This window comes from Streptomyces sp. NRRL S-646 (genome assembly GCF_000720765.1).
In the GTDB taxonomy this organism is placed as follows: Bacteria; Actinomycetota; Actinomycetes; order Streptomycetales; family Streptomycetaceae; genus Streptomyces.
The window spans coordinates 424,294-449,208 of record NZ_JODC01000005.1 but is presented as its reverse complement, the minus strand read 5'-3'; the positions used below and the strand labels follow the sequence as shown (position 1 = coordinate 449,208).

The 24,915-nt window shown below is 71.5% G+C and carries 23 protein-coding genes and 1 riboswitch; of the genes, 13 read left to right on the top strand and 10 right to left on the bottom strand.

Translation table 11 applies throughout. From position 1 onward, the window contains the following. The first annotated feature begins 154 nt into the window (after nt 1-154). From IH68_RS0111935 to IH68_RS0111925, 3 genes are read left to right on the top strand one after another with little or no spacing between them, the layout of a single operon-like run. Nucleotides 155-1,195, top strand: coding sequence for an AAA family ATPase (locus IH68_RS0111935; protein ID WP_030932785.1), 1,041 nt, complete (start codon nt 155-157; stop codon nt 1,193-1,195). Next, the gene (locus IH68_RS0111930) at nt 1,195-2,568 is read left to right on the top strand and encodes a DUF58 domain-containing protein (RefSeq protein WP_030932782.1); all 1,374 of its coding nucleotides are present in this window, start codon (nt 1,195-1,197) and stop codon (nt 2,566-2,568) included. The genes IH68_RS0111935 and IH68_RS0111930 overlap by 1 nt, the downstream gene beginning before the upstream one ends. Beyond that, nucleotides 2,565-5,069, top strand: a complete 2,505-nt coding sequence (locus tag IH68_RS0111925) for a transglutaminase TgpA family protein (RefSeq protein WP_030932779.1) — start codon at nt 2,565-2,567, stop codon at nt 5,067-5,069. The genes IH68_RS0111930 and IH68_RS0111925 overlap by 4 nt, the downstream gene beginning before the upstream one ends. 268 nt (nt 5,070-5,337) lie before the next feature. On the opposite strand, the gene IH68_RS0111920 is transcribed toward IH68_RS0111925, so the two are convergent. The 3 genes from IH68_RS0111920 to IH68_RS0111910 all read right to left on the bottom strand — a co-directional run bounded on the left by IH68_RS0111920 (nt 5,338) and on the right by IH68_RS0111910 (nt 7,520). After that, the gene (locus tag IH68_RS0111920; RefSeq protein ID WP_030932775.1) at nt 5,338-5,733 is read right to left on the bottom strand and encodes a DUF3040 domain-containing protein; all 396 of its coding nucleotides are present in this window, start codon (nt 5,731-5,733) and stop codon (nt 5,338-5,340) included. 277 nt (nt 5,734-6,010) lie between these two features. Next, on the bottom strand, nt 6,011-6,781 hold the full coding sequence (locus IH68_RS0111915) for a methyltransferase (RefSeq protein ID WP_030932773.1): 771 nt from the start codon (nt 6,779-6,781) through the stop codon (nt 6,011-6,013). A 172-nt stretch (nt 6,782-6,953) separates the two neighbouring features. Beyond that, nucleotides 6,954-7,520: an SAV_6107 family HEPN domain-containing protein gene (locus IH68_RS0111910; protein ID WP_030932771.1), complete on the bottom strand. Its 567-nt coding sequence runs from the start codon at nt 7,518-7,520 to the stop codon at nt 6,954-6,956. A 161-nt stretch (nt 7,521-7,681) separates the two neighbouring features. On the opposite strand from IH68_RS0111910, the gene IH68_RS0111905 reads away from it, so the two are divergent. From IH68_RS0111905 to IH68_RS0111890, 4 genes are all read left to right on the top strand, one after another. Further along, nucleotides 7,682-8,434 (top strand): ATP-binding cassette domain-containing protein, encoded by a 753-nt coding sequence (locus tag IH68_RS0111905; protein ID WP_030932769.1) that lies wholly within the window; start codon nt 7,682-7,684, stop codon nt 8,432-8,434. Further along, nucleotides 8,406-10,490: a YhgE/Pip domain-containing protein gene (locus IH68_RS0111900; RefSeq protein ID WP_030932767.1), complete on the top strand. Its 2,085-nt coding sequence runs from the start codon at nt 8,406-8,408 to the stop codon at nt 10,488-10,490. Before IH68_RS0111905 ends, IH68_RS0111900 begins: the two co-directional genes overlap by 29 nt. A gap of 47 nt (nt 10,491-10,537) precedes the next feature. Continuing rightward, nucleotides 10,538-11,173 carry a TetR/AcrR family transcriptional regulator gene (locus IH68_RS0111895; protein ID WP_030932765.1) on the top strand — a complete coding sequence of 212 codons (636 nt, stop codon included), beginning with the start codon at nt 10,538-10,540 and terminating at the stop codon, nt 11,171-11,173. 483 nt (nt 11,174-11,656) lie between these two features. After that, on the top strand, nt 11,657-13,162 hold the full coding sequence (locus tag IH68_RS0111890) for a phytoene desaturase family protein (protein WP_030932763.1): 1,506 nt from the start codon (nt 11,657-11,659) through the stop codon (nt 13,160-13,162). A 61-nt stretch (nt 13,163-13,223) separates the two neighbouring features. Here IH68_RS0111890 and IH68_RS0111885 read toward each other — a convergent pair whose 3' ends face one another. The 6 genes from IH68_RS0111885 to IH68_RS0111860 form a co-directional block, all read right to left on the bottom strand. Beyond that, the gene (locus IH68_RS0111885) at nt 13,224-14,192 is read right to left on the bottom strand and encodes a hypothetical protein (protein ID WP_030932761.1); all 969 of its coding nucleotides are present in this window, start codon (nt 14,190-14,192) and stop codon (nt 13,224-13,226) included. Nucleotides 14,193-14,248: 56 nt separating this feature from the next. Beyond that, nucleotides 14,249-15,172, bottom strand: a complete 924-nt coding sequence (gene metF, locus IH68_RS0111880) for a methylenetetrahydrofolate reductase [NAD(P)H] (RefSeq protein ID WP_030932758.1) — start codon at nt 15,170-15,172, stop codon at nt 14,249-14,251. A 217-nt stretch (nt 15,173-15,389) separates the two neighbouring features. Next, nucleotides 15,390-16,046, bottom strand: a complete 657-nt coding sequence (thiE, locus tag IH68_RS0111875; RefSeq protein ID WP_030932755.1) for a thiamine phosphate synthase — start codon at nt 16,044-16,046, stop codon at nt 15,390-15,392. A gap of 159 nt (nt 16,047-16,205) precedes the next feature. Next, a complete protein-coding gene (locus IH68_RS0111870) occupies nt 16,206-16,577 on the bottom strand; it encodes an Rv2175c family DNA-binding protein (RefSeq protein ID WP_030932752.1) in 372 nt (123 codons plus the stop codon). Between the two features lie 91 nt (nt 16,578-16,668). Further along, entirely contained in the window at nt 16,669-17,910 is a 1,242-nt protein-coding gene (locus IH68_RS0111865) for an NAD(P)/FAD-dependent oxidoreductase (protein ID WP_078912418.1), read from the bottom strand. Nucleotides 17,911-17,942: 32 nt separating this feature from the next. After that, a complete protein-coding gene (locus tag IH68_RS0111860) occupies nt 17,943-18,293 on the bottom strand; it encodes a hypothetical protein (RefSeq protein WP_030932733.1) in 351 nt (116 codons plus the stop codon). A gap of 53 nt (nt 18,294-18,346) precedes the next feature. After that, nucleotides 18,347-18,458: riboswitch (TPP riboswitch) on the top strand. On the opposite strand from IH68_RS0111860, the gene thiO reads away from it, so the two are divergent. From thiO to IH68_RS0111830, 6 genes are all read left to right on the top strand, one after another. Further along, nucleotides 18,456-19,610: a glycine oxidase ThiO gene (thiO, locus tag IH68_RS0111855; RefSeq protein WP_030932730.1), complete on the top strand. Its 1,155-nt coding sequence runs from the start codon at nt 18,456-18,458 to the stop codon at nt 19,608-19,610. It overlaps the preceding riboswitch by 3 nt. Beyond that, nucleotides 19,607-19,807 (top strand): sulfur carrier protein ThiS, encoded by a 201-nt coding sequence (gene thiS / locus IH68_RS0111850; protein ID WP_030932727.1) that lies wholly within the window; start codon nt 19,607-19,609, stop codon nt 19,805-19,807. Before thiO ends, thiS begins: the two co-directional genes overlap by 4 nt. A 3-nt stretch (nt 19,808-19,810) precedes the next feature. Further along, nucleotides 19,811-20,605, top strand: coding sequence for a thiazole synthase (locus IH68_RS0111845; RefSeq protein ID WP_030932724.1), 795 nt, complete (start codon nt 19,811-19,813; stop codon nt 20,603-20,605). A 118-nt stretch (nt 20,606-20,723) separates the two neighbouring features. After that, complete coding sequence (pknB, locus tag IH68_RS0111840) at nt 20,724-22,649, top strand: Stk1 family PASTA domain-containing Ser/Thr kinase (RefSeq protein ID WP_030932721.1); 1,926 nt, start codon at nt 20,724-20,726, stop codon at nt 22,647-22,649. 34 nt (nt 22,650-22,683) lie between these two features. Further along, nucleotides 22,684-23,553: a deoxyribonuclease IV gene (locus IH68_RS0111835; protein WP_030932718.1), complete on the top strand. Its 870-nt coding sequence runs from the start codon at nt 22,684-22,686 to the stop codon at nt 23,551-23,553. Between the two features lie 76 nt (nt 23,554-23,629). Further along, nucleotides 23,630-24,151 (top strand): DUF4396 domain-containing protein, encoded by a 522-nt coding sequence (locus tag IH68_RS0111830; protein ID WP_030932714.1) that lies wholly within the window; start codon nt 23,630-23,632, stop codon nt 24,149-24,151. Nucleotides 24,152-24,167: 16 nt separating this feature from the next. Here the strand turns inward: IH68_RS0111830 and IH68_RS0111825 are convergent, their stop codons facing one another. Next, entirely contained in the window at nt 24,168-24,815 is a 648-nt protein-coding gene (locus tag IH68_RS0111825) for a sulfite oxidase-like oxidoreductase (protein WP_030932711.1), read from the bottom strand. Nucleotides 24,816-24,915: the final 100 nt, after the last annotated feature.

The following is a 24,915-nucleotide window of genomic DNA, read 5'->3' as shown; positions in this document are numbered from 1 at the left end:
GTTGTCCACAGTCGAGTGACACGAATCGGTAACGGCAGCAAGAATGCGGGGTGTGGCGTCACGCGGAACTATTCACGCGTGGTGTCCGTGTTTCGGGGTGGGCCGGTCCGCATCGCAGAGCGGCCCGGAGAAAGAACGGGCCGAGGAGGGCCGGGTGACGACCTATGACGATCGAGCGAGCCTTACAGATCTGACTGCCACTGTGGAGCGGGTCCGCAGTTCGGTGGAAGGAGTGATCGAGGGCAAGCCCGAGGTCGTACGGCTTTCGCTGACCGTACTGCTCGCCGAGGGACATCTTCTGATCGAAGATGTCCCGGGCGTGGGCAAGACCATGCTGGCCAAGGCGCTGGCCAAGTCCATCGACTGTTCGGTGCGACGCATTCAGTTCACCCCCGACCTGCTGCCCTCGGACATCACGGGTGTGTCCATCTGGGACCAGCAGCGCCGGGACTTCGAGTTCAAGCCGGGCGCGATCTTCGCGCAGATCGTGATCGGCGACGAGATCAACCGCGCCTCGCCGAAGACGCAGTCCGCGCTCCTGGAGTCGATGGAGGAGCGCCAGGTCACCATCGACGGGCAGACCTACGAGCTGCCGAGCCCCTTCATGGTGGTGGCCACGCAGAACCCGGTCGAGATGGAGGGCACCTACCCGCTGCCGGAGGCCCAGCGCGACCGCTTCATGGCCCGGGTCTCCATCGGCTACCCCAGCGCGGACGCCGAGCTGCAGATGCTCGACATCCACGGCGGGGTGAACCCGCTGGACGACCTCCAGCCGGTGGCACACGCGCACGACGTCGTGAAGCTGGTCGAGGCCGTCCGCGGCGTCCACGTCGCCGAAACGGTACGGCGGTACGCGGTGGACCTGGTCTCCGCCACCCGCAACCACCCCGACCTCAGACTCGGCGCCTCCCCGCGCGCGACGCTGCACCTGCTGCGCGCGGCGAAGGCCTCCGCCGCCCTGAGCGGCCGGGAGTACGCGCTGCCGGACGACGTGCAGGCGCTCGCCGTGGCCGTCCTGGCCCACCGGCTGCTGCCCACCGCCCAGGCCCAGCTCAACCGCCGTACCTCGGAGCAGGTCGTGCAGGAGATCCTGCAGCGCACCGCGGTGCCCGCGGCGCCCCAGCAGCAGCCCGGCTTCGACGGCCTCGGCCGCGGTACGCCCGCGTACCCCCAGCAGCCGCCGCGGAGGCTGTGATGACCGCCGGGGGGACGGGCCACCCGGACACCGGCCACAGCGAGAAGGGCGGCGTCCGTACCGCCCTGGCGGGCCTGACCACCCGCGGACGCTCCTTCCTGGCCGCCGGAATCGCGGCTGCCATCTGCGCCTACGTCCTGGGACAGAGCGATCTGCTGCGAGTCGGCCTGCTGCTCGCCGCGCTGCCCCTGATCTGCGCACTGTTCCTCTACCGCACGCGCTATAGGGTGGCCGGCAGTCGCCGCCTCTCCCCCGCGCGCGTGCCCGCCGGCAGCGAGGCCCGCGTCCATCTTCGGATGGACAACGTCTCGCGGCTGCCCACAGGGCTGCTGATGCTCCAGGACCGGGTGCCGTACGTGCTCGGCCCGCGCCCCCGCTTCGTCCTGGACCGGGTGGAGCCGGGCGGCCGCCGCGAGGTGTCCTACCGGGTCCGCTCCGACCTGCGCGGCCGCTATCCGCTGGGCCCGCTGCAGCTGCGCCTGACCGACCCGTTCGGGATGTGCGAGCTGACCCGGTCCTTCTCGACGTACGACACCCTGACGGTGATCCCGCGCGTGGAGGCGCTGCCGCCGGTGCGGCTGAGCGGGGAGTCGAAGGGGTACGGCGACGGGCGGCAGCGCTCGCTCGCGCTGGCCGGCGAGGACGACGTGATCCCGCGCGGCTACCGCTACGGCGACGACCTGCGCCGCGTGCACTGGCGTCTCACCGCCCGGTACGGCGAGTTGATGGTGCGCCGCGAGGAGCAGCCCCAGCGTGCCCGCTGCACGGTGCTGCTCGACACCCGGGGCCTCGCATTCCGGGGCGCGGGCCCCGACTCGGCGTTCGAGTGGGCGGTCTCGGGCGCGGCGTCCGTCCTGGTGCACATGCTCGAACGGGGCTTCTCCGTCCGGCTGTTGACCGACACCGGCAACTCGGTGCCCGGCGAGGGCGCCGACGGGTTCGCCGGCGCCAGCCAGGAGACGGCGGACGCGGCCGGGCTGATGATGGACACCCTCGCGGTGGTCGACCACTCCGACGGCGCGGGCCTGTCGCGGGCGTACGACGTGCTGCGCGGGGGGAACGAGGGACTGCTGGTGGCCTTCCTCGGCGACCTCGACGAGGAGCAGGCGGCGGTGGCCGCCAAGATGCGGCAGCGCAGCGGAGGCGCGGTCGCCTTCCTGCTGGACAGCAACGCCTGGGGGCGGGAACCGAGCGATGTGCCCGGTCCGTTGGACAGGAGCGAGGAACGGCTGCGGATGCTGCGGGAGGCGGGCTGGACGGCCCTGAAGGTGCCGCGGGCCGCGTCGCTCGCCGAGTTGTGGCGTCTGGCGGACCGTGAGCGCACGGGTCTCGCCGCGACGAGCGGGACGAACGGTGGGGGGGCGGGCTCATGAGCGGGCGGGCACGACTGGCGCTGTGCGCCTGGGCGGCCACGCTGATGGCGTCCTGCGCCCTGCTGCCGCTGGTCTCGCCGGCCACCTGGATCCTGCAGGTGGCGGTCATGCTCGCCGTGCAGACGGGGGTGGGCGCGGCGACCCGGCGGGTGCCGCTGGCGCGGCCGCTGACGGTGGCGGCGCAGGCGCTGGTCACGCTGATGATGCTGACCCTGGTCTTCGCCCGGCAGCAGGCCCTCATAGGCATCGTCCCCGGCCCCGACGCGTTCCGTCACTTCGCGGACCTGCTGCAGCAGGGCAGCGACGACATCGCGCGGTATGCGATCCCCGCGCCCCTGGAGTCCCACGGCATCCGGCTGATGATCCTCGGCGGGGTCCTGGTGATCGGCCTCGCGGTGGACACCCTCGCGGTGACCTTCCGCAGCGCGGCCCCGGCCGGACTGCCGCTGCTGGCGCTGTACTCCGTGGCCGCGGGGCTGTCCGACGGCGGCACCGACTGGGTGTGGTTCCTGGTCGCGGCGGGCGGCTATCTGATGCTGCTCCTGGCCGAGGGGCGCGAGCGGCTCTCGCAGTGGGGCCGGGTCTTCGGCGGGGCGGCGCGCAGCCCGGGCGGGGAGCCCGGCGCGGTGGCACCGGTGCGCACCGGGCGCCGTATCGGCGTGGTCGCACTGGGTGTCGCCCTGGTGGTGCCGATCGCCCTGCCCGCGATGAACGGCGGCCTGCTGGACGCGGCCGGGACGGGCGTGGGCGGCGGCAACGGCAGCGGCGGCACGATCTCCGCGGTGAACCCGCTGGTGTCCCTGCGCGACAGTCTGAACGTGGACCAGGACCGCCAGGTCATGTCCCTCAAGACGAACAGCAACGACATCTCGAACCTGTACCTGCGGATCGTGTCCCTGGACGACTTCGACGGCAGCACCTGGAAACCGTCCAAGCGGCACGTCACCGGAGTACCGGACAGCTTCCCGACCCCGTCCGGCCTCGGTGGGGACGTCAAGCGGGCGGAGATACAGACCCGGATCTCGGCCGCAGACTGGTACGCCCAGGACTGGCTGCCGATGCCGTACCCACCCAGCGGCGTGGACGTCGGCGGGAAATGGCGTTACGAACCGGTGGGCATGACGCTGGTCGGCGACCACGGCGAGACCACCCGCGGGAAGACCTATCTGGTCAAGAGCCTCGATGTGCAGCCGACCGCGGAGCAGCTCGCCGACGCTCCGGAGCCGCCCGCGTCCCTGAAGCGCGACTACACCAAACTGCCGGACTCGCTGCCCGCGGTGGTGGCCAGGACTGCCCGCAAGGTCACCGACGGCGCGACCAGCCACTATGAGCAGGCGGTCAAGCTCCAGGACTACTTCGCCCTGACCGGCGGCTTCCAGTACAGCACCCAGGTGCAGGTCGGCAGCGGCTCGCAGGCGATCGCCAAGTTCCTGAAGGACAAGGAGGGCTTCTGCGTCCACTTCTCCTTCGCGATGGCGGCGATGGCCCGCAGCCTGGGCATACCCGCCCGGGTCGCGGTGGGCTTCGCCCCGGGCACGCCACAGGCGGACGGCTCGGTGTCGGTGGGGCTGAAGGACGCACACGCCTGGCCAGAGCTGTACTTCGAGGGCGTGGGCTGGACCCGCTTCGAGCCGACCCCGAACCGGGGCGTGACCCCCTCGTACACGCAGTCGGACACGCCGGACAACAATCTCCCGCCGGTGCCGCGGTCCTCGCAGTCGGCGGGTGCGTCCGCGTCGGCGGCTCCGTCGGCGAGCACGAGCTGCTCGGCGCAGCAGAAGAAGCTGGAGGCCTGCGCCGCCGCGCTCCCGCTGGAGACGGCCAAGCCAGGCGACGACGGTCTCCCCTGGTACAAGATCGCCGGATGGTCCCTGCTGGGGCTCCTTGCGGTCGCCGTGCCGCTGCTGCCGATGCTGTGGCGGCTGCGGCGGCGCTCGGTGCGGCTGGCCTCGGCCCAGCACACCGTCTCCGGCCCGACGCTGACCCGGGAGGGCCGCAAGGCACGCGGCACGGACGCGGGGAGCACGGACGACGTCGACGTGACGGCCCTGCCGGTGGAGGCGGATGCGCGGTACGCCGCGGAGGTGGCCGCGGGCCATGTCCTGGCCGTCTGGCGCGAACTCACCGACACGGCCTGGGACTACGGCATCGTGCCGGACGATGCGCTGACCCCGCGCAAGGCGGCCGCACGCATCGTGCGGCTGGGGCAGCTGGACGCGGCGACCGCCGAGTCGGTGCACCGGGTGGCGAGTGCGGTGGAGCAGGTGCTGTTCGCACCTCAGCCGCGGGACGTGCCGGGACTGGCCGACCATGTGCGCAGGCTGCGGGCGGCGCTGCGGTCCAAGGTCAGCTGGACCACCCGGGTACGGGCGGTCGTGGCACCCCGGTCGGCCGTCCGCGCGGTGTGGGACCTCACGGACCGCTGGACCGCCTTCAAGGCCCGCTGTGCCGACCGCTGGTCGACGCCGGCGCGGCGCCCGTCGGGGCAGCAGAGCGGCTGAGAGCGCCGTTGCGGCCGGGCCGCACCGCGCCGTTGGATGGTCTCTGCTGGGGCTCCTTGCGGTCGCCGTGCCGCTGCTGCCGATGCTGCGGCGGCGCTCGGTGCGGCCGGCCGCGGCCCAGTACACCGTCTCCGGTCGGCGCGGCGCGGTGCGGCCGGCCGCACCGCGCCAGTCATCCGGGCATACGTGAGGGGGTGACCACCCGCCGGGTGGTCACCCCCTCACCTGTGTCTGCGAGGACCGTCCGGGACGGACGGTGGAAGAGGAGCTAGTGGCCCTGCTCGTCGCGGCGGCGCTGCCAGCGCTGCTCGATGCGGTCCATCATGGAGCGCTTCTGCCGTCCCTGACGGCGCGCGTGCGGGGCAGCACCGGCCGCGGGCTGTTCGCCCGGCTTGGGGGCCTTGCGCCAGCCGGTGACGGCGAGCACGGCACACCCCAGCATGACCAGGAAGCCCACCACGCTGAGCCAGACCTGCTTGGCGACCATTCCAGCCATGAGGAGCGCGATACCCACGAGGAAGCCCGCGACCGCCTGGTAGACCCGCCGCCGGGTGTACGTACGCAGCCCGCTTCCCTCAAGCGCCGACGCGAACTTGGGATCTTCGGCGTACAGCGCTCGCTCCATCTGCTCGAGCATGCGCTGCTCGTGCTCCGAGAGCGGCACGGAGTCCTCCTCATCGTGCAGTCGCCGGGGCGACCCGGGGGGTCCCTTCAGGATAGGCAGGGAATCGCCCCCGTGAAACCCGCCCCTCTGCGCCAATTGGCCAACCGGAATCCGCCATGGACGTCCCGGCTCACTGAAGCTTGCATTCCCCAGCGGCCGACCCGTCATGCCGGGCGGTCTCCCTCGATCATACGGCGCTGAACGCCCGATCGGGGGGCCTGTGGCGTACTCCATGTGCGGCCAAGTCCCTGATCAGCGGCGCACCACAGGAGCCCGCTCAGACCTCGGTGGCCCCCTGCGTCTCGCCGAGCACATGGAGCTGGGTGGCCACGGAGTGGAAGGCGGGGAGTTCGGCCGCCGCCTCCTCCAGCTTGAGCAGCGCCTCCAGGGCGCCGGGCTCGGTGTCCACCAGGACCCCCGGGACGAGGTCGGCGAAGACCCGTACGCCGTGCACGGCGCCGACCCTGAGGCCCGCGCCCTCGACCAGCCCGGTGAGCTGTTCGGCGGTGAAGCGGCGCGGCACCGGGTCGCCCGCGCCCCAGCGGCCGTTCGGGTCGGCGAGGGCCTGCCTCGCCTCCTTGAAGTGGCCGGCGAGGGCGCGCGCGAGCACGGCGCCGCCCAGACCCGCGGCGAGCAGGCTCAGCACGCCCTCGGAGCGCAGGGCGGCCACGGCGTTGCGCACGCCCTCGGCCGGGTCGTCGACGTACTCCAGGACGCCGTGGCACAACACCACGTCGTAGCCGCCGCGCTCGACCACGTCGAAAAGGCCGTGGGCGTCGCCCTGGACGCCCTGCACACGGTCGGCGACGCCGGCCTCGGCGGTGCGGCGCTCCAGCGCGAACAGCGCGTTGGGGCTGGGGTCGACGACGGTGACCTTGTGGCCGAGGCTGGCGACGGGCACCGCGAACTTGCCGCTGCCGCCCCCGGTGTCGAGAACGTCCAGCGACTCCCGCCCGGTGGCCTTCACCCGGCGTTCGAGGGCGTCCTGGAGGACCTCCCAGACCACGGCGGTACGGAGGGAGGCGCGGGGGCGGCTCGGGTCCGACACGGCAGTTGACTCCTCGGCGCGGCACCGCCCATTGCACGGCGGAGCGAACGGGGTGCCTCCCCGGCCGGGGTACGGAGGGAAGGCTTCAGGCGCCTTCCACCCTATTGCCTCCACCGCCCCACCTGGTCACCGCGCAGGCGTGCCCGCCGATCGTCTCGTACGGCGGACTCGCTCACCCCGTGTCCGGGAAGCTCCGGTCGCTCTCCGCGTCGGCCTGTGGATGGTCGGCGTCCTGGCGTGGTTGCGGCAGGACCGGCTGGAGTACGAGCATCCGCTCGACGAGGCGCAGGAACATCGCCACGTCACGTATCAGGTCGTCGGCGTCCCGGCGGCTGGCCGCGCCCTGTATGCCCGCCTCGGCCAGGGCACGGCGGCGGGCCCCGGAGGCGAACAGCGCGCTCCACTCGGTCAGTTCGGGCGCGATTTCGGGGAGCACTTCCCAGGCGCTCCTGATGCGGGCGCGGCGTCGGGAGGTGGGTTCGGGGCGGCCCCGCGCGGCGAGCACTGCGGCGGCAGTGCGCAGCGCGGCGAGGTGGGCGGTGGCATAGCGCTCGTTGGGCGTTTCGAGGACGGCTGCCTCGTCCAGTCCGGCGCGGGCCTGGGCGAGCAGGTCGAGGGCGGCGGGCGGGGCCGTGGTCCGGCGGAGCACCGGGTGGACGTCGCTCGCCGGGCCGGTCAGTGAGGGGGCAGGGCCGGTGGCGCGGCGCCGACGGGCGGCTGCTGCGTGATAGCTGGCCATGACGAACCTCCTGTCGTCTGCGTGACGGCATGCCCTGATACGGGGCGCCGTATGTGCCCATCGTGCGGTATGCCACTGACAATCCGTTCTGACCTGCGCTTTTGCTTCGATCGAAGGTTCGGAGTAGTTTTTGCACTGACCAGTCAGTTCAATTTCAGGGGATGGGGGGAACCGTGCCCGGAATCGGTGTCACGGCCCGCGGCCTCGGAGTCAGGGGCCCTCGCGGCTGGGCCTTCCGCGACGTCACGTTCGACGCGGAGCCCGGCTCGCTGATCGCGATTGAGGGACCGTCCGGGTCCGGCCGTACCTGCCTGCTGCTCGCGCTGTCGGGACGGATGAAACCCACCGCGGGAGCGGCCGAGGTGGGCGAGTGGAAGCTGCCCAAGCAGATGGCGGCCGTGCGCCGGGTCAGCGGGCTCGCGCATGTGGCCGGGGTCACCGACCTCGAGCCGGCCCTGACCGTGGGCGAGCATCTGCTCGAACGGGCGCTGCTGCAGCGGCGGTTCGGCGACTCGCTGCGCGCGCTGCTGCGGCCGCGCAAGGAGCGCACGGCCGAGGCCAGGCTGCGCATCGACACCGCTCTGGCCGCCGCCGGGCTGGACCGCGAGGCCCTGCCCAAGGGCTCCCGGACGGCCGTACGCGATCTGGAGCGGCTGGAGGCGCTGCGGCTGTCCATCGCGCTCGCGCTGCTCGGACGGCCCCGGCTGCTCGCCGTCGACGACACCGACCTGAAGCTCTCGGATGCCGAACGGGCCGAGGTCTGGGCGCTGTTGAGGTCGATCGCCGCGGCCGGGACGACCGTCGTGGCGGTGTGCAGCGGGGCACCGGAGGACACCGTCGTCGTAGCCACCACGGAGAAGGCCACCACGGAGAAGGAGAAGGCCGATGCGCTCGCCGAAACTGGCCGCTCTTGAGCTCAGGCGGTTCCGCCGGGGCAGGCTGCCACGCGCCGCCCTGGTGGCGCTGCTGGTGCTGCCGCTGCTGTACGGCGCCCTGTACCTGTGGTCGTTCTGGGACCCGTACGGCCGTCTGGACCGCATCCCCGTGGCGCTCGTCAACGACGACAAGGGGGCGACGGCCGACGGGAAGAAGATCGCTGCGGGCGAGGCCATCACCGAAGGGCTGCGCGACAGCGACACCTTCGAATGGCACGAGGTGAGTGCCGAGGACGCACGCGCGGGTGTCGAGGACGGCAGGTACTACCTGTCGCTGACCATGCCGTCGGACTTCAGCAGGCGGATCGCGTCCAGCGCGGGCGCCTCGCCGGAGACGGGCGCGCTCCAGGTGCGTACGAACGACGCGAACAACTACATCGTCGGGCAGATCTCCCGGACGGTGTTCAGCGAGGTGCGCCAAGCCGCGTCCGCGAAGGCGTCGCGGTCGTTCCTGGACAAGATCTTCATCTCGTTCTCCGACATCCACGGGGCGACGGTGAAGGCCGCGAACGGCGCCGACCAGCTCAACGGCGGCATCGGGAAGGCGGAGAAGGGCTCCAAGGATCTCGCCGACGGCCTGAGCGACGCCAAGGACGGCAGCGGCAGGCTGTCCACGGGCCTGACGAAGCTCGACACGGGCGCGGGCGACCTGGCGGACGGCTCGAAGCAGGTCGCGGCGGGCACGCAGACCCTTGCAGACAAGGTCAACGGGATCGACAAGAAGGTGGGCCCGTTTCTCAAGGGGAACGAGAAGACCATCGGGGACACCGCCCGGCTCGTCGCCGACTCCTCCAAGGCGATCCGCGACAACCTCGACACCCTGGTGAAGACGGCTCCGGCCGCCGCCAAGGGCGCCCACGCGGCCTCCGACGCGCTGAACGACGTCTACCGGGCGCGCTGCCAGGACGCCGTACTGCCGGATCCGGCCTGCTCCGACCTGAAGAAGGCGAAGGACGCGGCCGCCGACGTGGCGACGATCGCCGACGACCTCAACACGCTGATCGGCGACCAGCACGGAGACCTGAAGAAGCTCGACGGCAACCTGGCCACTCTCCAGAGGCAGGCCCAGGCGCTCGCCGACCGGGCACCGCACCTGTCCGAGGATCTCGACGACGCCGTATCCAAGATCAACAAGCTGAATGAAGGCGCTGGGAAGGTCGCTGCCGGCGCGCAGAAACTGCACCAGGGGCTCGGTACGGCCAAGAGCGGCGCCGGAGACCTGGACGAGGGCGTAGGCAAGCTGAAGACCGGCGCCGAGGACCTCAACGGCGGCATGTTCAGGCTCGTCGACGGCTCCGGGAAGCTCGCGGGCGGACTGCACGACGGCGCCGGGAAGATCCCCGACTACGACAAGCAGGATCGCAACCAGCGCACCGAGGTGATGGCCGACCCCGTCAAGCTCGTCTCCAAGGACCTCCACAAGGCGCCCAACTACGGCACCGGGTTCGCCCCGTACTTCATTCCGCTGTCCCTGTGGGTGGGCGCGATGGTGGCGTACATGCTGATCCCCCCGATGAACCGGCGCGCACTCTCCACGGGCGCCCCCGCGTGGCGGATCGCGCTGGCCGGCTGGCTGCCGGTGGTGGCGATCGGCGTTTTGCAGACGGTGTCCTTGATGGCGGTCCTGCACTGGGCGATCGGCCTCCAGATGACCCGGGCGGCCGGAACGATCGGCTTCCTGTTCCTGGTGACGGCGTGCTTCGGGGCGATCGTGCAGTGGCTGAACGCGCGCTTCGGAGCGGCGGGCCGGATCCTCGTTCTCGCCCTGCTGATGCTCCAGCTGACCTCCGCGGGCGGCACGTACCCGGTGCAGACCAGCCCCGGCTTCTTCAACGCGATCCACCCCTTCCTCCCGATGAGTTACATCGTGGAGGCCCTCAGGAGGCTCATCACGGGCGGCGGCCTGGGACCGGTGTGGCACGCGTGCGTGGTGCTCGTCGCGTTCACCGCGGGGGCGCTCGCGCTGACCGCCGTGTCGGCCCGCCGCCGGCAGGTGTGGACGCTGGACCGGCTGCACCCGGAGCTGAGCCTGTGAGCGCGGAGGTGACATCCCGGGGCGCGGCTCCTGTGACAATCAGGCCCATGGAAAGCAGCAGCGCCACGTCGGGCGGCAGTACCCGCCGCGAGGCCACCCGGCAGAAGCTCTACGAGGCCGCCGTCACGCTCATCGCCGAGCAGGGATTCTCCGCCACCACCGTGGACGAGATCGCCGAGCGGGCCGGGGTCGCGAAGGGCACGGTCTACTACAACTTCGCGAGCAAGTCGGTCCTCTTCGAGGAGCTGCTGCGGCACGGGGTCGGCCTCCTCACCGCCTCCCTCCGGGAGGCGGCCGAGCGCACGGCCAGGGACGGCGGCACCAAGGTGGACGCCCTGGACGCGATGATCCGGGCCGGTCTCGTCTTCATCGAACGCTATCCGGCCTTCACGCAGCTGTACGTGGCCGAGCTGTGGCGCACCAACCGGGCCTGGCAGTCCACCCTGATGGTGGTCAGGCAGCAGGCTGTCGCGGTCGTCGAGGACGTCCTGCGCGCGGGCGTGGCGGCCGGCGAGTTCAGCGCCGAGATCGATGTGCCGCTGACCGCGTCCGCACTGGTCGGGATGGTCCTGGTGGCCGCACTGGACTGGCAGTCCTTCCAGCCGGAGCGCTCCCTGGACGACGTCCATGCGGCGCTGTCCCGGCTGCTCCAGGGACGTGTCAGCGGTCGCAGCGGGAGCTGATCGCATACGAAAGCGCCGGTCCGGTGTGGCCGCGTCCCCCGCGGGCCACCTCGAACCGGCGCTTTCTCGTGCTCCCCCGTTGTGCTCCCCCGTTGTGCTTCCCCCGGGTTTTCCCCCGTTGGGCCCCCGTTTCGGTCGTTCCCCCGGGTTCCCCCCGTGCCTCGCTCCCGCCGGCCTCGGCCGACGGAAGGAGCGGATCCGGGGCGGCTCCGTTCCGGCGCCCCGTGTCGCCGGTGCCGGAGCCGTGCCCCTTTCCGTGTCTCCACTCTCTCGTTCGCGCAGGTCGGGCCCCATCCGCGCGCGTACTCATCTCACCCCCTAGGTACGGATACTCAGACCTGCGCACTCATGCGCAGAACGCTCCGTTGCCGACTGGTGACGTTCGCGTCCGCATCCGTACTCCCCTCGGGCCGGGGGTCAGGGGCTTTGCCCGGCGGACCACCCCTGCCGTGACTGTCAGTGGCGGTCGATAAAGTCGCAGGCATGGGACGGATTGCGGTGATCGGCGCCGGGATGGGCGCGATGGCGGCCGCCGCCCGGCTGGCCGTCGCGGGCCACCGGGTGGCGGTGTACGAGCGTGGGGAGACGTACGGCGGAGCGGTGCGCCGATTCGAGCGGGACGGCTTCGGCTTCGACACCGGTCCTGGGCTGCTGACCCTGCCCGCGGTCTGGCGCGATCTGTTCATCAAGACCGGCAAGCAGCCGCTGGAGGAGTGCGTCGAGCTGGTCCAGGTCGACCCGTCCTCGCGGCACGTCTTCGCGGACGGCACCGCCGTCGCGCTGCCGAACGCCTCGCGCGCAGGAGTGGTCGCCGCTCTGGACGAGGCGCTCGGGGCGGGCGCGGGCGGCCGCTGGGGCGACTTCCTGGTGCGGGCCCGCGAGGCCTGGGACCGCACCCGCCGGCCGCTGCTGGAGGAGCCCCTGTGGCCCAACTGGGCGGTGCTGGCCGACCGCGAGCCGTACCCGGCGGTCCCGCACAAACGGCTGCTGCGCACCCGGCGCGCCGCCACCCTCGCCGAGGTCGGCGCCTGGGAGTTGCGCGATCCCCGGCTCACGGCGCTCCTGGAGAATTACGCCCTCGCGTACGGCCTCGACCCGCGCGTCACCCCGGCGAGCGCGGCCGTGCTGCCGTACATGGAGCACGCCTTCGGCAGCTGGTATGTCCGCGGCGGCGTAAGGGAGTTGGCGCGCGCGGTGTACGAGCGGTGTGTGGCCCGCAGGGTCGAGTTCCACTTCGGCGCCGAGGTGACGGGGGTGCTGGAGAAGGACGGCCGGGCGGCCGGGGTGGAGCTGGCTGACGGGACGGTTGCGGAGGCGGACCATGTGGTCGCCGGTGTGCATCCCGTACGTCTGCAGGGGCTGACGGAGCGCCGGCTCGACGACGAGGGTGATGTGCGCCCCGACACGGCAGCCCGCCCCGGGCGGTTCACCGTGCTGCTGGCGCTGCGCGGCCCGCGGGAGACCGGTGCGCTTCATCACACGGTCGTGCACGCACCCGACCGCACGGCCGAGTTGGAGTCTCTGCGCTCCGGTACGGATGAGCCCGTGCGGCCCACCGTGACCGTGCTGCGGCCGGACGACCCGGCGCTGCGACCGGACGAGGAGCACGAGTCCGTGGTCCTGTCCGCAGCGGTCCCGGCGGAGGGCGACTGGCACCGGTCGGAGCGGGGCGAACGTTTCGCGGACCTGCTCCTCGCCGCGGCCGAGGTCGCGATACCCGGACTGCGCGAGCGGCTGCTGTGGCGCGAGGTCCGGTCGCCGGGTCTCGGCGAGGACGAGACGGGCGCCGCCTTCGGGGGCGTGTCCGCTCCCTCGCTGGCCGCCGGGGAAGGACGCTTCCTGCACCCGGCCAACACCACCAGGTTCCCTGGGCTGTACCGGGTCGGCGGCTGGTCGCACCCGGGCGGGGGGCTGCCGCACGCGGGCATGTCGGGCGCGCTGGTGGCCGGTCTGATCGTGGAGGGGCCGGAGTTCCGGGGTTCTCAGTGAGCACCCCGGCCTGACGGGCCCTCAGAAGCAGCCCTGGCCCTCAGAAACGGTACTGCGCATTTCAGAAGCGGTACTGCTCGTCGTATCCGTTCCCCTGAGCCTGCCCCTGCCCCTGCCCCTGGCCGTTGTCCTGGTAGGGGTAGGGCTGCTCCTGCGGGAGCTCGCCGCCGTAGGCCTCGTCGGTGCGCTGCTGCGGGACCCACACCCCGCCGGACGGGGTCTGGCCGTCGTAGGTGCCGGTGGCGTACTGGTCCTGGCCGTAGCCCTGCTGACCGTACTGGCCGTAGGCGTCGTAGCCGCCGCCGTAGGTCTGGGTGCCGATGTACGGGTCGGAGTAGGCGGCGTACTGCTGCTGCCCGGTGGTGTCGTAGCCGTACTGCTGCTGGTTGTAGCCGGAGTAGTCGTACCCGTAGGACTGGTCGGCTCCCTGGGCGGCCGTCGCGTACTGGTCCTGGGACTGCCCCGTGTTCGCGTAGGACGTGTCGGCGGCGGCGTACGCGGGGTCGCTGTATATGCCGTAAGAGCCGGTGTCCTCGGGCAGGGGCTGCGGCTCGTAGACCGCGGTGGACTCGGCGGGGGTGGGCTGGGAGGAGCGGGCGGGCGTGAAGACGTCGTCGCGGTCGTAGTCGTCCTCGTTGCCGTAGGACACGCTCTCGCGGTTGTAGACGCCCTGGTCGTCGTGGCCGCCGTCGTCCGGCTCGAGGTCGGAGACCTCCAGGGTCGGGTCCTGGTGGTCCGGTTCGCCGCGGCGGCGCTTGCTGACGCCCCCGATGCCCGTCCGGCTGACCGCCCAGCCGGACGCGAAGCCGCGGCGGAACGACAGCGTGACGTAGGTCTGGCCGACCGCGAACGCGGCAGCGCCGAGACCGATGACGACCACCGAGGGGATCAGCACCCCGAGTACGACGCCGAGGAAGCCGGCGAAGGCGAGCAGCCGCCAGCGCAGGCGCGCCTTGTACTGCAGCAGCACCTCGCCCAGCAGCCACAGCGCCACAATTCCGAACGCGATGTAGAGGACCGTCCAGCCCATGTACGCCCCTCTCCGAGTCGCCGCTACGCAGTGTGTCGTATACCCGTGCGGCCGGTCTAGGCCTGCGGGGGGTGGTGCAGGCCCAGGTTTTCGTAGATTTCCAGCGTCGCCGTGGAGTTGTTGAGCGTGATGAAGTGCAGTCCGGGCACTCCCTCGGCCAGCAGCCGCGCGCAGAACTCCGTGGCGAATTCGATGCCAATGGAGCGTACAGCGGTCGGATCGTCTTTTGCTGTGAGGATCCGCTCTTTCACGGCGGAGGGGATGACGGCGTTGCTGAGCTGCGGCAGCCGCTCCAGCATCTTCACGCTGGTCACCGGCATCACCTCGGGGATGACGGGGGTGTCGCAGCCGGCCGCGACGACTCGGTCACGCAGCCGCAGATAGGACTCCGGCTGGAAGAACATCTGGGTGATGGCGTAGTCGGCGCCGGCCCGGCACTTGTCCACGAAGTGGGCGACGTCCGTGTCCCAGTCCTCGGAACGCGGATGCATCTCCGGGAAGGCCGCGACGCCGACACAGAAGTCGCCCGACTCCTTGATGAGCTGGACGAGCTCGGCGGCGTAGGTCAGTCCCGTCGGGTGCGGCACCCAGTCGCCCATGGGGTCGCCGGGCGGGTCACCGCGCACGGCGAGCATGTTGCGGATCCCGGCGTCGGCGTACTGGCCGATGATGTTGCGCAGCTCGGCGATGGAGTGGTTGACCGCGGTGAGGTGGGCGACCGGGGTGAGCGTGGTGTCGGCGGCGATCTGCTCGGTCGCCTTCACCGTGCCCGCGCGGGTGGAGCCACCCGCCCCGTACGTCACGGAGACGAAGCTCGGGGCCACGGCCTCGACCCTGCGGAGCGCGTTCCAGAGGTTGCGTTCGCCCTTCTCCGTCTTCGGAGCCCAGAACTCGAACGAGAACGTCGTCTTGCCGGTCGCGAGCATGTCACGCACCGTGCGCGCGTGGTCAGTCCTGGTGGATGCGGTTCCGAGGGCCATACCCGCAGGTTAGTCAGGGGGCGACGGCTCCCCAACCGGATGCGGGATATTTGCCCGATTTGTCTATTTGTTGTCCACCTATCGGACAACCCGGCGGACATTCTTCGGACAAGCAGCCGGGCATTCCGTGCGACAAGCTGCCACGCATTCCGTCGGACAATCCGTCTGGCGCCCATCGGACAAATACGCCGGACGACAGACCCCGATCGGGCCTGCGCTACGCGCTCCGCAGCCGCTTCGCGAACTCCTGCGCCGCCGCGCCCGGATCGTCGGCCTCCGTGATCGCACGGACGACCACGACGCGGCGGGCACCGGCCTCGAGCACCTCGTCCAGGTTGCCGAGGTCGATGCCGCCGATGGCGAACCAGGGGCGCTCGGTGCCCAGAGAGGAGGTGTACCTGACCAGGTCGAGGCCGGGGGCGTGGCGGCCGGGCTTGGTGGGGGTCGGCCAGCAGGGGCCGGTGCAGAAGTAGTCGACGCCCTCCTGGACGGCGGCCGCGGCGGCCTCGGACTCGGCATGGGTGGAGCGGCCCACGAGGACGTCCTCGCCGAGGATCGCGCGGGCCGCGGGGACCGGGATGTCGCCCTGGCCGAGGTGGAGCACGTCGGCCCCGGCGGCGTGCGCGACATCCGCGCGGTCGTTGACGGCGAGGAGCCTGCCGTGCCGGGCGCAGGCGTCGGCGAAGACCTTCAGGTGCTCCAGCTCCTCGGCCGCCTCCATGCCCTTGTCGCGCAACTGCACGATGTCGACCCCGCCCGCCAGGACGGAGTCCAGGAACTCCGGCAGGTCGCCCTGGCGCCTGCGGGCGTCCGTGCAGAGGTAGACGCGGGCGTCGGCGAGCTCGGCGCGTGCGGTGGTGGCGGTGTCGGGCATACGAGGGTCCCCCGTGGTGTCGTTCCTGTTCGGCGGTATACGGGCCGCGGGCCGGCCGTGGCCGTGGGTTTCTGCGGGCCGCAGTGAGCCACGGCCGCGGCCCTGCCTGCGCGGACCTCGGCCCTTACGCCGGACGGTGTTCGGTTCAGCCTGTTCGGATCAGACGGCGAGCGCCTGGGCCCGGCGCTTCACCTCCGTACCGCGATTCTCGCTCAGAGCCTGCGCGGGGGTGCCGGGCAGGCTGTCGTCGGGGGTGAAGAGCCACTCGATCATCTCTTCGTCGGTGAAGCCGTCGTCCCTCAGGAGCGTCAGGGTCCCGGTCAGGCCCTTGACGACCTTCTGCTCGGCCTCGTCGATGAATGCGGCGGGGACGTGCAGCGCGCGGTTCTCACCTCGGCGTACGGCGATGAGCTGGCCCTCCTTGACCAGCTGCCGCACACGCGTCACCTCGACATCGAGCATCTCTGCGATGTCGGGGAGGGTGAGCCAGGCGGGGACGAGAGCTTCGATCTTTGCGTCAATCTCGGTCACGGAATCAAGCCTGCCATCCCGCACTGACAGTCGGAAGCCAGAATCGTCCGACCTGGGGTTTCGCCGCCCGTCGTGGCCGCCGTCCTGCGTACTACGCCGTGGCCGTCTTCATGGGCCGCGCCGGGTCCGCCAGCAGCTGCGGGTCCATCGGGGTGCCCGCCTCGATCAGCCGTCTGCCCTGTGCGAGGTCCCTCGGCCTGCCCACCGCCAGCAGGGCGACCAGGCGGCTCTCGCGCAGCCAGCAGACGGACCAGGCGGGGCCCGCGGGGTCGCCGCGCCACAGGGTCGTGTCGGCGGCGGTGTGGTGGCCGGCGTACTGGACGAAGCGGCCGAACTGCTCGGACCAGAAGTACGGGACCGGGTCGTAGGCCGCGGGGGGCTCGCCGGTGGTCTCGCCGATGATGTTCGCGGCGACTGTGCGCGGGCCCTGGAGGGCGTTGTCCCAGTGGTGGACCAGCAGGCGCTCGCCGTACCGTCCGGAAGGGAAAGAGGCGCAGTCGCCGACCGCGTAGACATCCGGTGCCGAGGTGCGCAGGTAGGCGTCGGCGACGACTTCGTGGTGCGCGCCGAGCTCGATGCCGGCACCGGCCAGCCAGGCCGTGGCGGGGCGTGCACCGATGCCGACCACGACCGCACCGGCGGACAGCCGGGAGCCGTCGTCGAGGACGACCGCGCCCGGCTCAATGTGCTCCACGCGCGCGTGCGTACGCAGCTCGGTGCCTGCGTCGGCGTACCAGGCGGCCATCGGCGCCGCCACCTCGGCGGGCAGCGCGCCCGCGAGCGGCCGGTCCGCGGCCTCGACGACGGTCACCGCACAGCCCGCCTCGCGCGCGGCCGTGGCGAACTCCGCGCCGATCCAGCCCGCGCCGACCACCACGATGTCGTGCTGCCGCGCCAGCACGGGCCGCAGCCGTTCGGCGTCGTCCAGGGTGCGCAGCAGATGCACGCCGGGCACGCCCTCGGTGCCCGGCAGCGTGATCGGTTCGGCGCCGGTCGCGAGGACCAGGACGTCGTACGGCACGAGCCCGGTCTCGGTGTCCAGCTCGTGCTCGCCGGGGCGCACGCCGAGCACCTCGCACCCCAGTCGCAGTTCGATGCCGAGCGCCTCGAAGTCGACGTCGAAGGCGGAGCCCTCGGACTTGCCGAGCAGGACGGCCTTGGACAGCGGCGGCCGGTCGTACGGCTGGTGGGGCTCGGCGCCGATCACCGTCACGGTGCCGGTGAAGCCCTGTTCGCGCAGGGCGACCGCGGTCTGTACACCGGCCATGCCCGCGCCGACGACGACCACGCGCCGCCCCGGTGACGTGCTCACTTCCCGCGTCTGCTCGCTCACCTGATCACCATAGACAACTGACTGTTTGTCAGTCAGGAGTCGGGCTCAGTGACCTGCTCCACAACACTGGTGCCGCTGCCCGGCTGCGACTCCCATTCCCAGGTCTCCTCAAGCCGCACGCGCCCGTCCGGCAGCTCCACGACAGTCGAGACGCAGTGCCCCGAGGACGTCGTCCCGTCGTGCCCCAGCTGGACGTACCGGAAGTCCAATCGGTCACCTGACCGAGTACCCACCAGATGCCCGCGCACGACCTCGCCGCCCGCGTACTCGGCCCAGATCTCGCCGCCCTGCTCGTGATAAGTGAACCGGGTCCGCGTACCCACCTGACCTGGGGCCTGGTCGGCGACGGGGGCGAGGACGAGGCCGTCCAGCGAGCGGGGCATGACGGAAGGCTCCCTTACAGAGGCGAGGAGTGTCGGGCTAGGGTGGCCAACGTACAAGCACTCGCGGGAGCCCGGACGCACCGGGCTGAGAGGGAGGCTGGCGGCCTCCGACCGTACGAACCTGATCCGGGTCATGCCGGCGAAGGGAGGGGCTGGACGCCCATGTCGTCACGTACGTCAGACGTCCTCGTCATCGGGGGCGGAATCATCGGCCTGGTCACGGCCTGGCGGGCTGCGCAGCGCGGCTTCGCCACGGCCGTCGTGGACCCCGAACCGGGCGGCGGGGCCGCCCAGGTGGCCGCCGGGATGCTGGCCGCGGTCACGGAGCTGCACTACGGCGAGCAGACCCTGCTCGGCCTCAACCTGGCCTCGGCCCGCCGCTACCCGGACTTCGCGGCCGAGCTCACCGACCTCACCGGCCACGACCTCGGCTACCGCCAGTGCGGCACGCTCGCCGTCGCCCTGGACTCCGACGACCGTGCCCATCTGCGCGAACTGCACGCCCTGCAGCGGGAGTCGGGCCTGGAGTCGGAGTGGCTCTCGGGGCGCGACTGCCGGCGTCTGGAGCCGATGCTCGCACCGGGTGTGCGCGGGGGGCTGAGGGTCGACGGCGACCACCAGATCGACCCGCGGCGGCTGGCACGCGCGCTGGTGGCCGCGTGCGAGCGGGCCGGAGTCGTGTTCCACCGGACGTGGGCCGAGCGGTTGCATGTCGTACGGGACCGGGCCTGCGGCGTCACCACGACCGACGGCGCCGAGCTGGGCGCGGGTCAGCTGGTCCTGGCCGCCGGCAGCCTCAGCGGACGGCTGCCGGGCGTCCCGGACGAGGTGCTGCCGCCCGTACGCCCCGTGAAGGGGCAGGTGCTGCGGCTGACCGTGCCGAAGCGGTACGCGCCGTTCCTGAGCCGCACGGTGCGCGCCGTCGTGCGCGGCAGCCATGTCTACCTGGTGCCGCGCGAGAGCGGCGAGCTGGTGATCGGCGCGACCAGCGAGGAGCTGGGCTGGGACACGACGGTCACCGCGGGCGGTGTGTACGAGCTGCTGCGCGACGCGCACGAGCTCGTCCCCGGGATCACCGAGCTGCCGCTGACGGAGACACGGGCCGGTCTGCGCCCCGGCTCCCCGGACAACGCGCCGCTGCTCGGCCCGACGGAACTGCCCGGTCTGCTGCTGGCCACCGGCCACTACCGCAACGGCGTGCTGCTCACCCCGGTCACCGGCGACGTCATGGCGCACGCCCTGGCCACCGGTGAACTCCCGGACGAGGCCCGCCCGTTCACCCCGAAGCGTTTCGCGCTCCTGGAGCAGCCCGCATGAACATCTCCGTCAACGGAGAGCCCCGCCAGTTCGCTTCCGGCACGGCTCTCGACACCGTCGTACGCGCGCTGACCCCGGCCCCCTCCGGAGTGGCAGCCGCCCTGAACGAAACCGTCGTCCCGCGCGCGCAGTGGCCGTCGACCTCCCTCTGTGAGGGGGACCGCGTCGAGGTCCTCACCGCCGTCCAAGGAGGCTGACCCATGGCCGACGACCCCTTTGTCCTCGGCGGTACGTCCTTCGCGTCCCGCCTGATCATGGGCACCGGCGGTGCCCCCAGCCTTGATGTCCTGGAGCGGGCGCTGGTGGCGTCCGGCACGGAGCTGACGACGGTCGCGATGCGGCGCGTGGACCCCTCGGTGCACGGCTCGGTGCTTTCCGTCCTGGAGAAGCTCGGCATCCAGGTGCTGCCGAACACGGCGGGCTGCTTCACCGCCGGGGAGGCAGTGCTGACCGCCCGCCTCGCGCGCGAGGCGCTCGGCACCGAACTGATCAAACTTGAAGTGATCGCCGACGAGCGCACCCTGCTGCCCGACCCGATCGAGCTGCTGGACGCCGCCGAGACCCTGGTCGACGACGGTTTCACCGTGCTGCCGTACACCAACGACGACCCGGTCCTCGCCCGGAAGCTGGAGGAGGTCGGCTGTGCGGCGATCATGCCGCTCGGGTCGCCCATCGGCTCGGGGCTCGGCATCCGCAACCCGCACAACTTCCAGCTGATCACCGAGCACGCGCGCGTGCCGGTGATCCTGGACGCGGGCGCCGGCACGGCCTCGGACGCGGCGCTCGCGATGGAGCTGGGGTGTGCGGGTGTGATGCTCGCCTCAGCGGTGACGCGGGCACAGGAGCCGCAGCTGATGGCCGAGGCCATGAAGCACGCGGTGGAGGCGGGCAGGCTGGCGTACCGGGCCGGCCGCATCCCGCGCCGCCACTTCGCGGAGGCGTCCTCGCCGCACGAGGGGCGCGCGCACCTGGATCCCGAACGCCCCGCATTCTGAACGCACGTTCGACAAGATCCGGAAGTCGGTGCGACGTCCGTCACAGCTCGGCTGCAGTCCCGCTCCGATCTCACCCGAACCGGCAGCCCTGTCAGTCGCGGCTCGTACACTCACCTGCGTGGATACGACCCTTCAGGACCCTCTGGTCGGGCAGGTGCTCGACGGGCGCTATCGCGTGGACGCGCGGATCGCGGTCGGCGGGATGGCCACGGTCTACAGGGCCCTGGACACCCGCCTCGACCGCGTGCTCGCGCTCAAGGTGATGCACCCGACGCTCGCGGCCGACGGCACCTTCGTCGACCGGTTCATCCGCGAGGCGAAGTCGGTCGCGCGGCTGGCCCATCCGAACGTGGTGCAGGTCTTCGACCAGGGCACCGACGGGTCGTACGTCTACCTCGCCATGGAGTACGTCGCCGGGTGCACCCTGCGTGACGTGCTGCGCGAGCGCGGGGCGCTGCAGCCGCGCGCCGCCCTGGACATCCTGGAGCCGGTGCTCGCCGCGCTCGGCGCCGCGCACCGCGCCGGGTTCGTACACCGGGACATGAAGCCGGAGAACGTGCTGATAGGGGACGACGGCCGGGTCAAGGTCGCCGACTTCGGGCTGGTGCGGTCCGTGGACACGGTCACCCACACCACCGGCACCGTCCTCGGCACCGTCTCCTACCTCGCTCCCGAGCAGATAGAACACGGCACGGCCGACCCCCGGGTCGACGTGTACGCGTGCGGTGTCGTCCTGTACGAGATGCTGACCGGCGACCGTCCGCACGGCGGGGACTCCCCGGCCACGGTCCTCTACAAGCACATCCACGAGGACGTCCCGCCGCCGTCGGCCGCCGTGCCGGGGCTGGCGTACCGGCTGGACGAGCTGGTCGCGTCGGCGACCGCGCGCACCCCCGGCCTCCGCCCGCAGGACGCGGTGGCGCTGCTCGCGCAGGCCCGCGAGGTGCGCGCCGCGCTCAGCGCGGACCAGCTGGACGCGGTGCCGCCGCAGGCCTTCGCCGCGGACCACCGGAGCATCTCCGAGGACCGTACGAGTGTGATCCCGCGCGCGCTGACTGTGCAGCGCCCGCTGCCGGTGAACGAGGACGAGGGCCGGTTCCTCCGCACCAGCCGGCTGGAGACACCCCCGCCGCTGCCGCCGCGGCGCCGTGGCGCGCGCTCCCGGCGCGGTCCGCTCGCAGTTCTCGTCGCCGTGCTCCTGATACTCGGGGTCGGCACGGGCGTGTGGTACATCAACTCCGGCCAGTTCACCAAGGTCCCGCCGGTGCTGGCGAAGACCCAGACGCAGGCCACCCAGCAGCTGCAGAAGGCAGGCCTCGACCTCGGCGCGGTCAGGCACGCGTACAGCGACACGGTGCAGCGGGGCACGGTCATCAGCTCGGACCCCGCGCCCGGCACCCGCATCCGCGACAACAGGTCCGTGGCGCTGACCATCTCCGACGGCCCGGAGACCGTGCAGGTGCCCGACGTGTCGGCGCGGCCGCTGGCCGAGGCGAGGGCCCGGCTGAAGAAGAGCGGGCTCGAACCGGGCATGATCACCCGGGAGTTCAGCGACGACGTCCCGAAGGGCTCCGTGATCTCCACGACCCCCGAGGCGGGCACCAAGCGGCACGCGGGTTCGGCGATCACCCTGGTCGTCAGCAAGGGCAGCCCGGTGGACGTGCCGGACGTCACGGGTGAGGACCTGGCGGACGCGAAGGCCGACCTGGAGGACGCCGGCCTGACGGTGAAGGTCGCCTCCGCGCAGATCAACTCCGAGTACGACAAGGGCCAGGTCGCGGCGCAGACGCCCGCGGGCGACAGCCAGGCAGCCGACGGCGACACGGTGACTCTGACGCTGTCCAAGGGCCCGGAGATGGTCGAGGTCCCGGACGTCACCGGCGACAGCGTGGACGACGCGCACAAGGCCCTGGAGGGCGCCGGCTTCAAGGTCGACGAGGACCGCGGTCTGCTCGGCCTGTTCGGCGACACCGTCAAGAACCAGTCCGTGAAGGGCGGGGAGACGGCCCCCAAGGGGTCGACGATCACCATCAAGATCCGGTGACGGAGCAGGTCGCAGCGCATGACACCCTGAACGGGTGAAGAGTCAGCAGTCCCGCAACCCCGTCGGCGGCCACGTCCCCGTGGCCGGTGGTCTCCACTCCGTCGGTCTGTCCTACGCCCACGACCTGAAGGCCGAGACCGTGCAGGTCTTCGTCGCCAACCCGCGCGGCTGGGCCACGCCCGCCGGCAATCCGCGGCAGGACGAGGAGTTCCGCGAGGTGTGCGCGGCCGAGTCGATCCCGGCGTACGTCCACGCCCCCTACCTGATCAACTTCGGCTCGCACACCGAGGCGACCGTGGAGAAGTCGGTGGAGTCGCTGCGGCACTCGCTGCGGCGCGGGCGGGAGATCGGGGCGCTCGGCGTGGTGGTGCACACGGGCAGCGCGACGGGCGGCCGGGACCGGTCCGTGGCGCTGAAGCAGGTACGGGAGCACCTGCTGCCGCTGCTGGACGAGCTCACCCACGACGACGACCCGTTCCTACTGCTGGAGTCGACGGCCGGACAGGGTGCCTCGCTCTGCTCGCGGACCTGGGACTTCGGGCCGTACTTCGAGGCGCTGGACGCCCATCCGAAGCTGGGCGTCTGCCTGGACACCTGCCACATCTTCGCGGCCGGCCACGACCTGACCGGGCCCAGCGGCATGCACCAGACCCTGGACCTGCTGGTGGACACGGTCGGCGAGGGCCGGCTGAAGCTGATCCACGCCAACGACTCCAAGGACGTGGTCGGCGCGCACAAGGACCGCCACGAGAACATCGGCGCAGGTCACATCGGCGAGGACCCGTTCCGGGCGCTGATGACCCACCCCGCCACCGAGGGCGTACCGCTGATCATCGAGACGCCCGGCGGCAAGGAGGGGCATGCGGCCGATGTGGAGCGGCTGAAGAAACTGCGCGATTCCTGACCCGTTCCGGAATACCCCTGGGGGGTATACGGTTCCTGCTCGGTACAGGAGCCGTTACCTGACATTGGGGGCAGTCATGCAGCACGAGGCACACGCGCATACGGACGCAGATGCGCACGCACACGCACACACGGGCGCGGACGCACACCATCACCCGGGGGCCGCCACCTGGAGCATGGCCGCGCAGGCCACCCTCCACTGCCTCACCGGCTGCGCCATCGGCGAGGTGCTGGGCATGGTGATCGGCACGGCCCTCGGCTGGGGCAACGTCCCGACGACGATCCTCGCCATCGTCCTGGCGTTCTTCTTCGGCTACTCGCTCACGCTGCGCGGGGTGCTGCGCGCCGGCGTCGACTTCCGTACGGCCTTCCGGGTGGCGCTGGCCGCGGACACCCTGTCCATCGCCGTGATGGAGCTGATCGACAACGGCGTGATCGTGCTGTGGCCGGACGCGATGGACGCGGAACTTTCCGACCTGCTGTTCTGGGGGTCGCTCGCGATCTCGCTGGCGCTCGCCTTCTTCGTGACGACACCCGTCAACAAGTGGATGATCGGCCGCGGCAAGGGCCATGCGGTGGTGCACGGATACCACCACTGACCAGCGAAGACCGGGATCAGAGCTCGGGGCCCTCCCCGGGCTCCTCCTGGTAGGAGTAGCGCTGTTCCTTCCAGGGGTCGCCGATGTTGTGGTAGCCGCGCTCCTCCCAGAAGCCACGGCGGTCGGCGGTCATGTACTCCACACCGCGCACCCACTTGGGGCCCTTCCAGGCATACAGATGGGGTACGACGAGACGCAGCGGGAAGCCGTGTTCCGCGGTCAGCAGTTCGCCGTCCTTGTGGGTGGCGAAGATGGTCCGCTCGGAGGCGAAATCCGCCAGGCGCAGGTTCGAACTGAATCCGTATTCGGCCCACACCATCACATGGGTGACCGTGGGCGCGGGCGGTGCGAACTCAAGGATCGTACGAGCCGGAATGCCGCCCCATTCGGCGCCGAGCATGCTGAACTTCGTGACGCAGTGCAGGTCGGCCACGACGGTGGTGTACGGCAGAGCCGTGAACTCCTCGTGGGTCCAGCAGCGCTTCTCGCCGTCCGCCGTGGCACCGAAGACCCTGAACTCCCAGCGCTCCGGGCGGAACTTGGGAACGGGCCCGTAATGCGTGACCGGCCAGCCGCGCTGCAGACGCTGCCCCGGGGGAAGCTCGGACTGTGCTGCTCCTCCTGAATCGCGTTCTCCCGATTCACGCTCCACCGGCTGACCCATGACTCCATCCTGACAGACCTCGGGCGGTGCCCTTGACCGCCCCCGCCAAACCGGGGCAATTAGCACTAAGCATGCACTTACTTACTAAGCGAAGACTTAC

Excerpts from the sequence above, each read along its gene's own strand:
- IH68_RS0111860 (WP_030932733.1), bottom strand. The coding sequence starts at position 18,293 with ATGCCCCGCTCGCTGGACGGCCTCGTCCTCGCCCCCGTCGCCGACCAG.
- IH68_RS0111910 (WP_030932771.1), bottom strand. The coding sequence starts at position 7,520 with ATGGCCAGCTATCACGCAGCAGCCGCCCGTCGGCGCCGCGCCACCGGC.
- IH68_RS0111930 (WP_030932782.1), top strand. The coding sequence starts at position 1,195 with ATGACCGCCGGGGGGACGGGCCACCCGGACACCGGCCACAGCGAGAAG.
- IH68_RS0111895 (WP_030932765.1), top strand. The coding sequence starts at position 10,538 with ATGGAAAGCAGCAGCGCCACGTCGGGCGGCAGTACCCGCCGCGAGGCC.
- IH68_RS0111825 (WP_030932711.1), bottom strand. The coding sequence starts at position 24,815 with ATGGGTCAGCCGGTGGAGCGTGAATCGGGAGAACGCGATTCAGGAGGA.
- thiO (WP_030932730.1), top strand. The coding sequence starts at position 18,456 with ATGTCGTCACGTACGTCAGACGTCCTCGTCATCGGGGGCGGAATCATC.
- IH68_RS0111925 (WP_030932779.1), top strand. The coding sequence starts at position 2,565 with ATGAGCGGGCGGGCACGACTGGCGCTGTGCGCCTGGGCGGCCACGCTG.
- thiE (WP_030932755.1), bottom strand. The coding sequence starts at position 16,046 with ATGCCCGACACCGCCACCACCGCACGCGCCGAGCTCGCCGACGCCCGC.
- IH68_RS0111830 (WP_030932714.1), top strand. The coding sequence starts at position 23,630 with ATGCAGCACGAGGCACACGCGCATACGGACGCAGATGCGCACGCACAC.
- IH68_RS0111890 (WP_030932763.1), top strand. The coding sequence starts at position 11,657 with ATGGGACGGATTGCGGTGATCGGCGCCGGGATGGGCGCGATGGCGGCC.
- IH68_RS0111885 (WP_030932761.1), bottom strand. The coding sequence starts at position 14,192 with ATGGGCTGGACGGTCCTCTACATCGCGTTCGGAATTGTGGCGCTGTGG.
- metF (WP_030932758.1), bottom strand. The coding sequence starts at position 15,172 with ATGGCCCTCGGAACCGCATCCACCAGGACTGACCACGCGCGCACGGTG.
- IH68_RS0111900 (WP_030932767.1), top strand. The coding sequence starts at position 8,406 with ATGCGCTCGCCGAAACTGGCCGCTCTTGAGCTCAGGCGGTTCCGCCGG.
- thiS (WP_030932727.1), top strand. The coding sequence starts at position 19,607 with ATGAACATCTCCGTCAACGGAGAGCCCCGCCAGTTCGCTTCCGGCACG.
- IH68_RS0111845 (WP_030932724.1), top strand. The coding sequence starts at position 19,811 with ATGGCCGACGACCCCTTTGTCCTCGGCGGTACGTCCTTCGCGTCCCGC.
- IH68_RS0111905 (WP_030932769.1), top strand. The coding sequence starts at position 7,682 with ATGGGGGGAACCGTGCCCGGAATCGGTGTCACGGCCCGCGGCCTCGGA.